At 72.7% G+C, this 13,654-nt stretch carries 9 protein-coding genes; 3 read left to right on the top strand and 6 right to left on the bottom strand.

What is annotated here, in order from left to right:
- Positions 1-28: 28 nt before the first annotated feature.
- Together MYF83_RS31595 and MYF83_RS31590 are read left to right on the top strand one after the other, a co-directional pair.
- On the top strand, positions 29-1,660 hold the full coding sequence (locus MYF83_RS31595) for an L-lactate permease (RefSeq protein ID WP_248964408.1): 1,632 nt from the start codon (positions 29-31) through the stop codon (positions 1,658-1,660).
- A gap of 407 nt (positions 1,661-2,067) precedes the next feature.
- Positions 2,068-2,874, top strand: a complete 807-nt coding sequence (locus tag MYF83_RS31590) for an SDR family NAD(P)-dependent oxidoreductase (protein ID WP_248964407.1) — start codon at positions 2,068-2,070, stop codon at positions 2,872-2,874.
- A gap of 51 nt (positions 2,875-2,925) precedes the next feature.
- Here MYF83_RS31590 and MYF83_RS31585 read toward each other — a convergent pair whose 3' ends face one another.
- Positions 2,926-4,545, bottom strand: coding sequence for a gamma-glutamyltransferase family protein (locus tag MYF83_RS31585; RefSeq protein ID WP_248964406.1), 1,620 nt, complete (start codon positions 4,543-4,545; stop codon positions 2,926-2,928).
- An 89-nt stretch (positions 4,546-4,634) separates the two neighbouring features.
- On the opposite strand from MYF83_RS31585, the gene MYF83_RS31580 reads away from it, so the two are divergent.
- Positions 4,635-5,285, top strand: a complete 651-nt coding sequence (locus MYF83_RS31580; RefSeq protein ID WP_279340329.1) for a sulfotransferase family protein — start codon at positions 4,635-4,637, stop codon at positions 5,283-5,285.
- 70 nt (positions 5,286-5,355) lie between these two features.
- On the opposite strand, the gene MYF83_RS43990 is transcribed toward MYF83_RS31580, so the two are convergent.
- Genes MYF83_RS43990 through MYF83_RS31555 form a run of 5 tightly spaced genes read right to left on the bottom strand, consistent with a single transcriptional unit; the run spans position 5,356 to position 13,567 of the window.
- A complete protein-coding gene (locus tag MYF83_RS43990) occupies positions 5,356-6,141 on the bottom strand; it encodes a peptidylprolyl isomerase (RefSeq protein WP_248964404.1) in 786 nt (261 codons plus the stop codon).
- A gap of 49 nt (positions 6,142-6,190) precedes the next feature.
- Positions 6,191-10,396, bottom strand: coding sequence for a glycoside hydrolase family 38 N-terminal domain-containing protein (locus tag MYF83_RS31570; RefSeq protein WP_248964403.1), 4,206 nt, complete (start codon positions 10,394-10,396; stop codon positions 6,191-6,193).
- 3 nt (positions 10,397-10,399) lie between these two features.
- Positions 10,400-11,221, bottom strand: coding sequence for a carbohydrate ABC transporter permease (locus MYF83_RS31565; RefSeq protein ID WP_248964402.1), 822 nt, complete (start codon positions 11,219-11,221; stop codon positions 10,400-10,402).
- A gap of 49 nt (positions 11,222-11,270) precedes the next feature.
- Positions 11,271-12,200 carry a carbohydrate ABC transporter permease gene (locus tag MYF83_RS31560; protein WP_248964401.1) on the bottom strand — a complete coding sequence of 310 codons (930 nt, stop codon included), beginning with the start codon at positions 12,198-12,200 and terminating at the stop codon, positions 11,271-11,273.
- Positions 12,197-13,567 carry an extracellular solute-binding protein gene (locus MYF83_RS31555; RefSeq protein WP_248964400.1) on the bottom strand — a complete coding sequence of 457 codons (1,371 nt, stop codon included), beginning with the start codon at positions 13,565-13,567 and terminating at the stop codon, positions 12,197-12,199. Before MYF83_RS31555 ends, MYF83_RS31560 begins: the two co-directional genes overlap by 4 nt.
- Positions 13,568-13,654: the final 87 nt, after the last annotated feature.

Below are 13,654 nucleotides of genomic sequence, written 5' to 3'. Positions count from 1 at the left end.
AAATTCACGCCCCCGCGAGGTGGTCGCCGTGTACCAGCAAGTCCTCGATCCCGTCGCCCACTCTCTCGCCTGGAGCTCCCTGGTCGCCGCGCTGCCGCTGCTGCTGCTGTTCGTGCTGCTCGGCGTGCTGCGCGTCACCGCCTGGGTCGCCTCGCTGGTGTCCTTGGCCCTCGCCGTGCTGATCGCCATCGTGGTGTACGGCATGCCGGTCGGCCAGGCGCTGCTCGCGGGGACCGAGGGGGCGGCGTTCGGGTTCTTCCCGATCCTGTGGATCGTCATCAACGCGATCTGGGTCTTCCAGATGACGGTGGAGACCGGGCACTTCGACGTGCTGCGGCGCTCCTTCGCCCGTGTGAGCGACGACCAGCGCGTCCAGGCCATCATCATCGCCTTCTCCTTCGGCGCACTGATCGAGGCCCTCGCCGGGTTCGGCACGCCGGTGGCGGTGACCTCGGTCATGCTCATCGCCCTCGGCTTCAAGCCGCTGAAGGCCGCCGTGCTCGCGCTGACCGCCAACACCGCGCCGGTCGCCTTCGGCGCCATGGCGACCCCGATCATCACCCTCGGCAAGGTGACCGGCCTGCCCAGCGACACCCTCGGCGCGATGGTCGGGCGGCAGACGCCCATCCTGGCCGTGTTCGTGCCGCTCGCGCTCGTCGTGATCGTGGACGGGTGGCGCGGGCTGCGCGACACCTGGCCGGTGGCGCTGGCCTGCGGCGTCGTCTTCGCGCTGGCCCAGTACGCCACCTCGAACTTCATCTCGGTGCCGCTGGCCGACGTGGTCGCCTCGCTGCTGTCTGCCGCCGCCGTGGTCGCGCTGGTCCGCGCGCGCCGCCCGCGCGAGCCGCGCACCGCGATCGCGGGCGGCGCCGCCGACGAGCCGACCCCCGAGTTCGCCGAGCGGGTGGCCCGTCCCGACGCCCGCGCCGACGTCGTGCGGGCGTACGCGCCGTACGCGATCATCATCGTGGTGTTCGTGATCTGCCAGCTCCCGCCGGTGAAGAGCCTGCTGGACCGGGCGACGTACGCGGTGAAGTGGCCGGGCCTCGACCTGCGCAACGCCAAGGGCGCTCCGCTGTCGCTGCCGACGTTCACGCTGAACCTGCTCACCACGCCGGGCACCCAGATGCTCGTCGCGGGCCTGCTCACCATGGCCGCGCTGAAGCTCTCGGCCTCCCGGGCGCTGCGGGCCTACAGGGTGACGCTCCACCAGCTCCGCTGGGCCATCCTCACCGTGATGGCCGTGCTGGCGCTGGCGTTCGTGATGAACGCCTCCGGGCAGACGATCACACTCGGCACCTGGATGGCGGGAGCGGGCGCCGCGTTCGCGCTGCTGTCGCCGATCCTCGGCTGGCTCGGCGTGGCGGTCACCGGCTCCGACACCTCCTCCAACTCGCTGTTCGGCGCGCTGCAGGTCACGGCGGCGGGTCAGGCCGGACTGCCTGAGGTGCTGATGGCCGCCGCCAACAGCTCGGGCGGCGTGCTCGGCAAGATGATCTCGCCGCAGAACCTGGCCATCGCCGCGGCGGCGGTCGGCCTGAACGGCAAGGAAGGCGACATCTTCCGCCGCGTCATCGTCTGGAGCCTGGTCTTCCTGGTCGTGCTCTGCGCCCTGTCGGCACTCCAGGCCTCCCCGGTCCTGTCCTGGATGGTCACCTGAGAGCCGGACGGCCTTCGCGGGGGGGCGACTCCGTGCGGGCGGGAACAACCTTCCCGCTCCCGGGGTTACATCTATCGTGACCGGTGTGTCCGGTGTCCCCGGGCCTCACCTATTGCCTTCGCGGATTACCGTTCGGCTGGAGCCGCGTTGAGCCTTTCGCCGAGAGGCGACCCGCACACCGGTTCGCACACGTGAAGACCCCGTCAGGCATTCCCCTGGCGGGGTCTTCCGCGTTCACGCGGCCGCATGCGGGGTCCGATTCCCGCCGGGACTGCTCGTCCGAATCGCGCCGGGGCCCGGCGGCGCGGCGACGTTAGCTTCGACGTCACCGACAAGCGCCCGATCGGCGGGCGCGCGGCCCTCCCCCACCCGGCGGGCGGGCGGGGGACGATGACAAGGACCATCCAATGGATCTGAAGCTTTCCGGCCGCGTGGCGGTGGTCACCGGAGCCTCCAAGGGCATCGGGCTGGCGGTCACCCGCACCCTGCTCGAGGAGGGCGCGCGCGTCGTGGCCGCGTCCCGCAAGCCGAGCGCCGAACTGGACGCGCTGGCGGGCCCGGACCTCGTGCACGTCGCGGTCGATCTCATGGACCCCGCCGCGCCCGCGGAGGTGGTGGCTCGGGCGGTGGAGGCGTTCGGCCGGGTGGACATCCTGGTCAACAACGCCGGTGGGCCGCCGCCCGGGGTGACCCTCCCGCGCCGCTCGTTCCTGGACGCCACCGACGCCGAGTGGCGGGCGATGTTCGAGTTCAACCTGTTCTCCGCCGTCCGGGCCGTCCGGGCCGTCATCCCGGTGATGCTCGAACACGGTGGCGGCGCGATCGTCAACGTGTCCTCGGGCAACGCCCGGCAGCCGTCCCCCATCAACGTGGACTACGGGGCGGCGAAGGCCGCCATGAACAACCTCACCAAGGTGCTGTCGGCGGAGTTCGGCCCGCAGGGCATCCGGGTGAACACCGTGTCCCCGGGGCCCGTGCGGACGGCCTGGTGGACCGACGAGGGCGGCGTCGCCGACATGATCGCCGCGCAGGCGGGCACCGACCGCGACACCGTCATGGACAGCGTCGCGCCCGGCATGATGAACCTGACCACGGGCCGCCTGGTGGACCCGCAGGAGGTGGCCGACGCCGTCGCGCTCCTGGTCTCGCCGCGCTCGGCGAGCACGACCGGCGCGGAGTTCGCCGTCGACTCCGGGTTCCTCAAGGAGCTCTGACCGACCCCCGCGTGGTGGGACCCGCGGCGGGCTCCCACCACGCGGGCCGCCTCAGCGGCCCGCGGCGCTGGAGATGAGGGCGCGGGGGTCGGCGGCGCCGGCGAGCACGCCGTCCGGCCGCACGTCGATCAGGTGGGCGTGCCCGAAGGATCCCCCGTACGGCAACCCCTTCACGTCGTGCCCGCGCTCGCGCAGCCCTTCGGCCCAGGGGGCGCCCTCCTCGAGGTCCACGGAGGCCTCGTCCGGGTCGCTCCAGGCGTCGAAGCCGGTGAGCCCGGGGCCGAGCCGCCAGCGAGGCGCGGCGATGGCCTGCCCCGGCGACTCCCCCGCCACCAGCAGCCGGGCGAGCACCTGCAGCACGATCTGCGGCTGGGAGTCCCCTCCCATCGTTCCGAGCACCGTGCGCAGCGACCCGTCCGGCCGGGTGACCAGGGCCGGGGCGAGGGTGTGCGGCGGGCGGCGTCCCGGCCCGTACTCCGCCGGGTGGCCGGGCTCCAGCGAGAAGCCGATGCCCCGGTTGTGCAGGTTGATCCCGGTCGCCGGCTCGAACAGCATGCTGCCGAACCCCGCCGCGTTCGACTGGATGAGCGACACGCCCATCCCGTCGGCGTCCACCGCGCACAGGTAGGTGGTGTCGCCCGGCGCGACCAGATCGCGGAGCCTGGCCCTGCGCGACGGGTCGATCGCCGCCCGGCGCTCCGCCGCGGAGGCGAGCACGCCGTCCACCGAAGCCCCCTCGAACAGCACGTCGGGACGGTCGTGCCCGGCGGCCCTCGCGGCCTCGGCGAGCAGGTGAGCCCACAGCGGGTCCGCGGGATCGCGCGGCAGGTCGAGCCCGTCGGCGATGGCCGCCGCCAGCAGCACCAGGTAGCCCTGGGAGTTCGGCGGGATCGTCCACAGGTCGTGCCCGAAGGCGCGGGCGCGCAGCGGCTCCACCCAGTCGGCGTTCACGCGGGCCAGGTCCGCCTCGTCGTACTCGCCCTCCGCCGAGCCGCCCACCGTGCCGTCACGGCCGAGCGCGAGCAGGCCCCTGCCGAACTCCCCCAGGTAGAAGCCCTCACGGCCGCCGCCGACCAGCGCCCGCATCGCGCGGGCGACGCCCGGCCGCCGGATCAGGGTGCCCGGCTCCACCGGGGCGCCGACGCCGGGCAGCACCCCGGCCGCCGGGGCGAGCATCGGCGAGGCGGGAAACCCTTCGTCCGCGTACCGGATGGCGGGGGCGAGAAGCTCGTCGAGCGGCAGCCGCCCGTACCTGGCGTGCAGGGCCAGCCAGCCGTCCGCGCAGCCGGGCACCGGCACCGACCGGATGTCGCGCTGGAACGGCATCCGCCCGCGTCCCTCGGCGCGCAGCCGGTGTGGGTCGGCGCCGGACCCCGACCGCCCCGAGGCGTTCAACGCCCGCGGCGAGCCGGTGCCCGCGTGGACGAGCGCGAACAGGTCGCCGCCCAGGCCGCAGGCGTGCGGGGCGGTGACGGCCAGCACCGCGTTGGCGGCGATCACCGCGTCCGCCGCCGAGCCACCCCGGTCGAGCATGACCAACCCCGTCGCCGAGGCCAGATGATCGACGGTGCAGACCATGCCGGACGTAGCGAACCTCGTGCACTCCATGCCGAAACTGTACGGCTCCCCCAAACCGTGCTCCACCTCAGCTATCGCGAAAAGACTGGTCACGAGGGGGGGTCTCCGTCAAGAACCCACCATGACCGGCGCGATCGGCTTGCCTGGGGTGCCGCGCTCTGATGTCGTGATCGGGGGGTGCCATGCTACGGGTGATCGGTGCCGGTCTCGGCCGGACAGGGACGATGACGCTCAAGACCGCGCTGTGCAAGCTCGGTTTCGGGCCGTGCTATCACTTCACCGAGGTGTTCGCCCATCCCGAACACCTCCATCACTGGGCCGCGGCGGCGAACGGCGAACCCGGCGCGTGGCGCGGACCACTCGACGGATACCAGGCCACCACGGACTGGCCCGGCGTGGCGTTCTGGCGGGAGATGGTCCAGGCGTTTCCGGACGCCAAGGTGATCCTCACCACGCGGGACACCGGCGAGTGGTACGAGTCGATGCGGAACACGGTGTTCGCGGCCATCAACGGCAGATTCCCGGAGGCGGCCGCGCGGTTCCGCACGTTCGAGGCCGCCGAGCAGCTCGCCGAGTTCCGTCAGGCGGGGCTGATCGGCCGGTCCTTCCGGGGCCGCATCGACGACCGCGACCACGTGATCGCCTGTTTCGACGAGCACAACGAAGAGGTCCAGCGCACCGTGCCCGCGGAGCGCCTGCTCGTCTTCCGGGTGAACCAGGGCTGGGAGCCGCTCTGCGCCTTCCTCGGCGTGCCGGTGCCTGAAGAGCCGTTTCCGCACTCCAACGACCGCGAGTCCTTCCGCTCCACCGTGCTGCGGAACCCGGCCCTCTGAACGGCCCGCCCGCCGCCCGGCCTACCGGGCGGCGGCGGTGTCCGTGGCGGTGTCAGTGTCAGTGGCGGTGTCAGTGGCGGTGGGTGGCGTCGGCGTGGTGCGGGTCGGCCGGGTGCTCGAAGCCGTGGCGCAGGCGCACCTTCTCGGCGTACCGGCGTTCCAGCCACCCGGCGAAGGCCTGCTCGACGGCCACCGAGGTCAGCTCGGCCGCGATGGCCGCGCGGACCGTCTCGTACGGGCGGCGGCCGCCCGGCTCGACGCGGTCCACCCGCAGCGTCCAGGACCCGCCGGGACCTTCCACGGGGCCGGCGACCTCCCCCTCTCCGGCGGAGAAGACGGCGGTCTCCAGCGGTCCGGGCAGCTCACCGCGCCGCACCGGCCCGAGCGGCGCGGCGGACGCTCCGCGCAGCCGGCTGACGTGGCGCACCTCCGGGTCGGTGAAGCGGTCGAGGTTGCGCTCGTAGTACGCGCGGACCTCCTCCTCCGGCACCCGCACCCCGGCCGTGACCGTGTCGCGCAGGGTGCGGGCCAGCGGCATCGACGCCGTCACCGCCGCGACGACACCGCCGGTGCGGAGCGCGGCGGACAGCGTCAGCGGGGTGGCGGCACGCGCTCCATCAGCGGGCGCGACGAGCCCGAGGGCGGCGGCCTCCACCTCGACCAGGGCCTCGGTCACCAGCACCTGGACCAGCCAGCGGCGCAGGTTGCGGCCTTCGGCGCCGTGCGGGTGCGGCAGCCGCGCCGAGAGCGGCCCCGCCCGCAGCTCCGCCTCGCGGGCGTCGACCAGGGAGACCGGGATGACCCGTTCCCCCACCTCCGCGGCGACCGCGGCGACCGGGGCGAGGTGGCCGGTCACCGTGCTCGCCGCCGCACTCGCGTCCCGGCCGGCGTCGCGCCGATGGACCTCATCCCCGCACCTCGATCTCGATGGCCTCGGTGTAGTGGAGCCGGCCGGCGCAGGCGAGCTTGACCACCGCCCACCAGCGGCCCGGCCGGGTGCCAGGGGGCGCCTGGAGGTCGAAGCGGAGCCGGGCCTCGCCCTCGGCGGGGACGACCACTCCGGTGTTCCATTCGGGGATCAGCTCGAACGTGTGCCAGGGGCTGATGAGCTGCGCCTGGACGGACACCTCCGTGCGGGCCGGGGAGCGGAGCAGGACCTCCACCGCCCCCGAGGCGGCCGCGGTGTCGCCCGGGGCCAGCGGCACACGCGGGGTCTCCACCACGACGTCGAGGCCGGCTTCCTCGCCGTCGCCCACGTGCAGGCGGGCGACGTCCTCGTACGCCTGGCCGCCGTGGGACAGGCGTGCCCGCAGCCAGTACTCGCCGGGGGCCGCGCCGTCCGCGGGGGTCACCCTGACCGGGAAGGAGGCGTGCCCGCCGGGCGGCAGCGCGTACGGCCGCTCGGCCGGCTCGCACGTCCACCCGTCGGGGGCGAGCAGGGTGACCACGCCGGCCGCCTCCCCTTCGGTGAGCCCGGAGGCGACGGACACCCGCAGCTCGACGGCCCCGGAGACGGGCAGGCCGGCCGGCGAGAGGTGGACGGCGACGGGCATGTTGCCCACCGGGGCCGGCCCGGTGTTGTTCAGCCAGTAACGGGTGTAGACGGGCTGGTACGGCTCGCCCGCCGGCCCGAGCCCGGCCCCGGAGGCCTCCGAGGGGGAGGCGACCGCCGCCGTGACGGTGGCGATCTCCATGCCGGTCAGCTCGATCGCCTCGGGCGACAGCGGCGCGAGGGGCCGTTCGAGCAGGTCGGCGCGGCGGGTCTCGCCGAGCGGCAGGGCGGTGCGGACGGTGGCGGTGACCTGCTCGCCCGCCGCCTCGTACAGCCGCAGGGTGATGCCGTCGACCTCCCCGGCCTCGCGGCCGGTGGCGAGCGGGTTGCCCGTGGCCTTGAGCGCCGCGAGCACGACCTTGCCTGCGGGCTCGACCGACAGCAAGGAGGTCGTGGCGGCCAGCCGCCCCTCATGCGCGGGCGCCGCCACGGCGGACAGCGGGTGGTTGACATCGTGGCCGTGGTCCACGAGCCGGGCCTCGCGCCAGTCGCCGGCCCCGGTGACCAGGGAGTACTCGAAGGAGTGCGTCCAGTGCTGCAGCTGGAAGTTCGACCCGTCGGGGGCAGTGCGCCGGGGCGGGTCGATCCACACGCCGGACGGCCAGCCGGTGCAGGAGCGCAGCAGCGACAGGTGGAGCGCGCCGCTCGCGTCGACGGCGAAGCCCGGGATGCCCCGGTTGACCACGCCGACGGTGTAGTCGTCCAGCGCGGGCTCGGTGAGGGCGGCCAGCTCGGCGGGCTGGGTGACTTCGATGACGGCGTCGTCCAGGTCGGCGGCGAGCTCCTCGGTGGCGCCCTCCCCCGCGACGATCAGCACGGGGAGCGCGCGCGGCCCGGTGAGGTCGGCGCTCGGCACCCACACCTTCTCCAGGGGCTCGGCGGCGGGGACCCAGACGCGGGCCCGGCCGCCGGCCGCCAGGCGCGCGCGCAGCAGCGCGGCGTACGCGGGGTCGGCGGCCTCGAGCACCTGGGCCACGAACGGGTTCTCCTCGGGCGTGCCGAGCGCGACCCGGACGTCGGGCAGGTTGGAGTCGACGCTGAGGTCGCCGTACCGGGGGCCGGGGGCGCTGGAGCAGGTGGCGGTGACGCCCTTGCGGACGAGCGCCACGGCCAGCTCGCGCGGCTCGCCTCCGATGATCTCGGCGATGCCGATGGCCCGGGCGCCGATCGGCGTGCCGTCCTCGGCGGTCAGGGCGACCCGCGCGGTGGAGGAGAGCGCGAACCACGCGCCGGCGGGGTTGTCGAGCGTCCAGGGGTGCTCCCCGGAGTCGACGTCGATCAGGCCGAAGCCCCGGCCGACCACGGCGTCGCCGACCTCGCTGACCGGCAGGGCGCCGGGGACGCGGGCGGGCCAGCGCAGCCGGACGAGCTGGTCGGTCCCCTCGAACTCGTCGAGGTGGGTGACGCAGTCGACGCGGTCGAGGCCGTGCCACAGGGTGATCTGCTGGGTGTAGGAGGCCGGGCCGACGCGGCCGGTGACGGTGACGCGCTCGGCGAGGGCGCACGTCTCGGTGGTGACCGACGTGGCGGGCCGCTCGGCCGAGCCGGTGGTGGTGCCCTTGGGCACCAGGTGCCAGGGGCCCTCGTGGAACTCCGGGTGCGCGGAGTACTCGTCGTACACGACCAGCTCGTTGCCGACGCGGCCGGGCTGGAGCAGCTCGCGGTCGCGGGCGACGTCGTAGAACCGGGACACGCAGCCGCCGCGGGCCGGGTCGACCTCGACGAGGTGGGCGGCGGTGGAGATGGCGTGCCCGTCGCGGGCGGTCCAGCCGAGCGGGGCCGCCTCGGCGACCGGCTCGGCCCGCAGGGTGCGGCAGCCCAGGGACGGCACGTCCCGCGCGAGCACGACCACGTCGACGGCGGCGAGCCCGCCGTCCTCGTGGTGCTCGGGGTTCTCCAGCAGCACGGGCAGCTCGCCCGCCTCGGGGTCGCTGACGCGGACGCCGTACGCGCCGGGCGCGGGCAGCTCGAGCCGCACGCGGACCAGGTCGGTGCGCGCCCACGACGAGGGGTTCCACACGACCACGGCGGTGCCCTCGCCCCGGGTGTCGACGCGGGCGGTCAGCTCGCCGAGCGAGGCGGCGAGCACGCCCTGGCCGACGTCGTGGGCCTCGCGCCAGCCGGTGAGCAGATCGAGGTACACCTGGTCGGACTCCGAGCCGGTGATCGCGTCGTGGTGCGCGCCGTAGACCAGCTGCCGCCACGCCTTGTCCAGGGCGGCGTGCGGGTAGCGGGCGCCGGTGGTGACGGCGGCGAGGGTGGCGAACTTCTCGGCGTCGGCGACCAGCGACTCGGCGGACCGCTGGGCCTGCTTGGTGTCGATGAAGGAGACGTCCTTGCCGGTGTAGACCGGGTTCATGTCACGGGTCTGCGGCGAGGCCTCGGTGAGCGACTCGGCGAGCGAGGAGCGCACGGCCGCGAAGAACTCCTTGGGCAGCCCGATGACGAACCTCGGCGAGACGTAGCGGGCGTTCCAGTCGCGGTGGATCTCGGTGACCCACTTGTTCGGCGGCGAGTAGTCGGTGCCCATGGGCAGCAGCAGGTTGCGCGTGGCCGCGACCTTCTTGAGCTGGAGGAACAGCGCGTACACCGCCTCCTCGGCGGTGGCGAGGTCGGCGGAGGAGTCCAGCCACCATCCCGCGCTGTAATGGGCGGGCATGTAGTGGGTGAGCACCCCCTTGCCGGACGGCGACAGCCACTCGAACTCGGCGGGGAACTGCATGGTGGACGGGTCGCCCCAGCCGTCGCGTTCGCGGTCGCGCCCGGTGAGCATCGGGCCCCACTGGTGGTGCGGGCCGCGGGCCCAGGAGCTGGAGGTGAGCCCGGCCTCGGCGATCAGCCCGGGGAACTGCGGGTCGTGCCCGAAGACGTCGAGCTGCCAGGCCGTGGCGGGGTCGCCGCCCACTATGTCGCGCTGGAAGCCGACCCCGTAGACGATGTTGCGGATGGTCGACTCGGCCGAGGTGAGGTTGGTGTTGGGCTCGTTGTAGGTGCCGCCCATCAGCTCGACGCGGCCCTCGGCGAGCAGCCGGCGCAGGTGGTCGCGGTCCTCGGGGTGGGCGTCCCAGTAGGGCTTGAGGTAGTCGACCTCGGCGAGCACGAACTTGTAGTCGGGATCGCGCCGCGCGGTCTCCAGGTGCTCGCGCATCAGGTCGAACCCGGCGTTCTGCCGGTCGCCGCGGAACTCCTGGGCGACCGCGCCGGCGGCGTCCCAGGTGGTGGTGTAGGCGGCCTGGGTGTTCCACCAGACCGGGTCGTAGTGGAAGTGGGGCACCATCCACACCGTCCAGCCGGGCTCGGCCACCACCAGCTCGCCGGCCACGGCTTCCCCGGGGCCGTCCGCGCCGGAGACCGTCACCTCGATGGGGACGCGCGCGCCCGGGGCGGCGTCCGTGGACACTGCGACCTCCGCCGGGCGCCCGCCCGTGCGGGTCACGCCGGCCACGCCGGGGCCGGTGACGCGGACCTCGATCTCACCCGGAGGCCCTTCGACATGGACGCGGACGACCTGCCCGGCCTCGACGAAGAGCTCAGTGGATTCGACGCTGGTGATACGCAAGGGTCAACCCTTCACTGATCCGGCGAAGCTGAACGAACCGGCGAGGTATTTGTTCACGGCGACATAGAGCACCACGGCCGGGGCCGTGTAGATGACAGAGAAGGCGGCGAGCTCCCCGTAGGCGACCTGGCCGTACTGCGAGAAGAAGGTGTAGATGGTGACCGCCGCCGGCTGCTTCTCCGGCGTGTCCAGCAGGACGAAGGGGACGAAGAAGTTCCCCCACTGGCCGACGAACACGAAGATCGCGACGACGGCGATGCCGGGCGCCATGAGCGGCCCGACGACCCGCGCCAGCGACTGCACCCACCCGGCGCCGTCGACCCAGGCGGCCTCCTCCAGGCTGACCGGCACGCTGTCCATGAAGTTCTTCATCATCCAGATGGCGAACGGCAGCGAACTGGCCGTCAGGAACAGCACCATGGCGGGAATCGACCCGTACAGGTTGAACCGGAAGAACATGGAGTAGACCGGAACCATGATCGCCGTCACGGGGAGACCGGTGGTGAACAGCAGCGTCAGCATGAAGTGCCGCTTGAAGCGCAGCTTGTAGCGGGAGAGCGGGTAGGCCGCGAGACCGGAGACCACCACGGTGAGCAGCGCGGTGGCGCCGGAGATGACGATCGAGTTCAGGACCGGCCGGTAGATGATGTCCCAGGTCAGCACGGCGCCGAAGTTCCGCAGCGAGAACTCGAAGGTCGGCTTGGCCGTGAGGTTGGCGTCCGGCTGGAGCGAGGCGAGCAGCACCCAGAGGAACGGGCCGACGAAGGCGATGGTGATCACGGCGAGCGACACCAGCGCCGCCGTGCGGGCTGCCAGGCGGGTCATGGGCGCTCCTGCCGGGCTCGCGGGCGGGCGGGGACGGACACCGGGGCCATCACGCGTCCGCCTTGATCAGGCGCAGGTAGACCATGGAGAACAGGGCGCCGATGACGAGCATCACCAGTGCCATCGCGCTGCCGTACCCGATCTCGAAGTAGCGGAACGCCTGCTCGTACATGTACAGCGGCGTGGTCTGGCTGGCCGTGCCGGGCCCGCCACCGGTGAGGGCGTAGATCAGGCCGAAGCTCGCCAGCGTCTGGAGCGTGATCAGCATGAGGTTCGACATGATCGAGCGGCGGATGAGCGGGAGGGTGATGTGCACCAGCCGGCTCCAGCCGCTCGCGCCGTCCACCGACGCCGCCTCCAGCAGGTCGGCGGGGACGTCGGAGAGCGCCGCCGAGTAGACGAGCATCGAGAACGCGGTGCCGCGCCAGACGTTGGCGAGGATGATGGCGATCATCGGCGCGGAGTACAGCCAGTCCTGCGAGAATCCAAGGCCCGCGAGCACCTCGTTCAGCGTGCCCTCCTCGGCCAGGAACGAGTACCAGCACGCCGCCGCGACCACCTCGGGCACCACCCATGCCGCGATGACGACGCCGTTCACCACGCTCCGGACCGCCCGGGCGCGCCCGCGCTGGAGCAGCGCGATGACCAGGCCGAGCGTGTTCTGCCCGATGACCGCCGAGCCGATCACGAAGATGAACGTGAGCAGGAAAGAGTTGCGGAAGTCCTCGTCGCCGAACATCTTGACGAAGTTGCCCAGACCCACGAATCGCGAGTTCACCGACGCCGCGCCGGTCAGCGTCTCGTTGGTGAAGGCGATGTAGACGCTCCACAGGATGGGCCCGGCCATGAAGACCACCAGCAGGACCAGCGCGGGGAACAACGGCAGCAGCCGGCGCAGGGCCCCGCCGACCGGCCGGTCCGGCTCCCTCCGGTCGAGGGAACCGGCCGGCCGCGGCGACGTCACGGTGGCGGAGGTCATGAGCCGGCGAGCACCTTGTCCGGCCCGCCGACGACGCCGGGCAGCGCGTCGGCGTACTCCTTGGCCGCGGCGTCGGGGGCCTTGGACCCGGTGGTCATCGCCTCCATGGCCTTCTGCACTTCGGCCGACACCTTCGGGTACACCTCGTAGGCCGGGCGGTAGTGGGTGACCGAGGCCAGGTCGGTCCAGAACTTCACGCTCGGGTTGCCGGCGGTGTACTGGGGATCGGCCGCGACGTCCTTGCGGGGAGCGAGGTCGCCGCTCCCGAGCGAGTAGAGGAGCGTGTTCTCCTTGTTGGTGGCGATGGTGATGAAGTCGAACGCGTCCTTCTTGTCCTTGGCGTAGGAGCTCATCGCCATGACCCAGCCGCCGGACATGCTGACCGCACCCGGCGCCTCGCCGTTCTGGGTCGGCATCTTGGTCCAGCCCATCTTCTCGGTCCACTCCGGCCAGGGCTTGACGGCGGTGCCAGGCTTCCAGGAGGCGGAGGCCCACGCCCCGTCGAGGCCGATGCCGAGCTTCCCGGCGGCGAACCAGTTGCCGACCTTATCGCCGAGCTTGGGGTCGAACGCGTCGGCCGGCTTGGGTCCGAGGCCCTCGCGGTAGATGGTGTTGATGAAGGCGAGCGAGTCGGTGAAGGCCTTGCCGCCGGCGACCCACTTCTTCTGCGTCTCGTCGTACAGGGTGCCGCCGGAGGCGCCGTACAGGAGCATCTCGAAGCCCTGCATGGTGGCGGCCTCGCCGAGCGGTTTGGTGGAGTACATGTTGAACGGCTGGACGCCGGGGACCTTCTGCTTGATGGCGCGGGCGGCGGTCAGCACGTCGGCCCACGTCTTGGGCTCCCAGGGCACCTGGATGCCGGCCTTGGCGAAGACGTCCTTGTTGTACCAGAGACCACGGGTGTCGGTGCTGATCGGGACACCGTAGATCTTGCCGTCGGGGCCCTTGGCGGCTTGCTGGACCGCCTCGGAGTACTGCGAGCTCCAGTCGGGCCAGGTCTTCAGGTAGTCATCGAGCGGGGCCAGCTTGCCGGCGGCGACGTCGGCGTTGACCTGGAAGGTGTCGTGGAGGTACACGTCGGGGGCCGAGTCGGCGGAGCGGTTCAGCAGGGCCAGCTTGGTGTAGTAGACCTCGTTGCCGCCCTGCACCGCGGTCAGCTTGATGGTGACGCCCTTGTGCGCGGCCTCGTACTGCGTCTTGGCCTGCTTGAGCATCTTCTCCAGGTGCGGCCAGGTGGGCTCCACCTTGTACAGGACCTCGATCTCCTTGGCCCCGCTTGCACCCTTTTCGGCGCTGTCCCCACCACATGCGCCGGCTGCGGCCGCAACCGCGACCGCCAGTATCGAGGCAACCATCGCTCGTCTCATCGGACTCCTTCTCCGGCCGTGCGGCCGACCACAGGGACGCTGCGCCGGGCCCCGATCCCCGCACCGGAGCGGTCGGCCGACCGTGTT

Source organism: Sphaerisporangium perillae (assembly GCF_023276435.1).
GTDB classification, from domain to species: domain Bacteria; phylum Actinomycetota; class Actinomycetes; order Streptosporangiales; family Streptosporangiaceae; genus Sphaerisporangium; species Sphaerisporangium perillae.
This window is presented reverse-complemented; position numbering and strand designations above follow the sequence as displayed.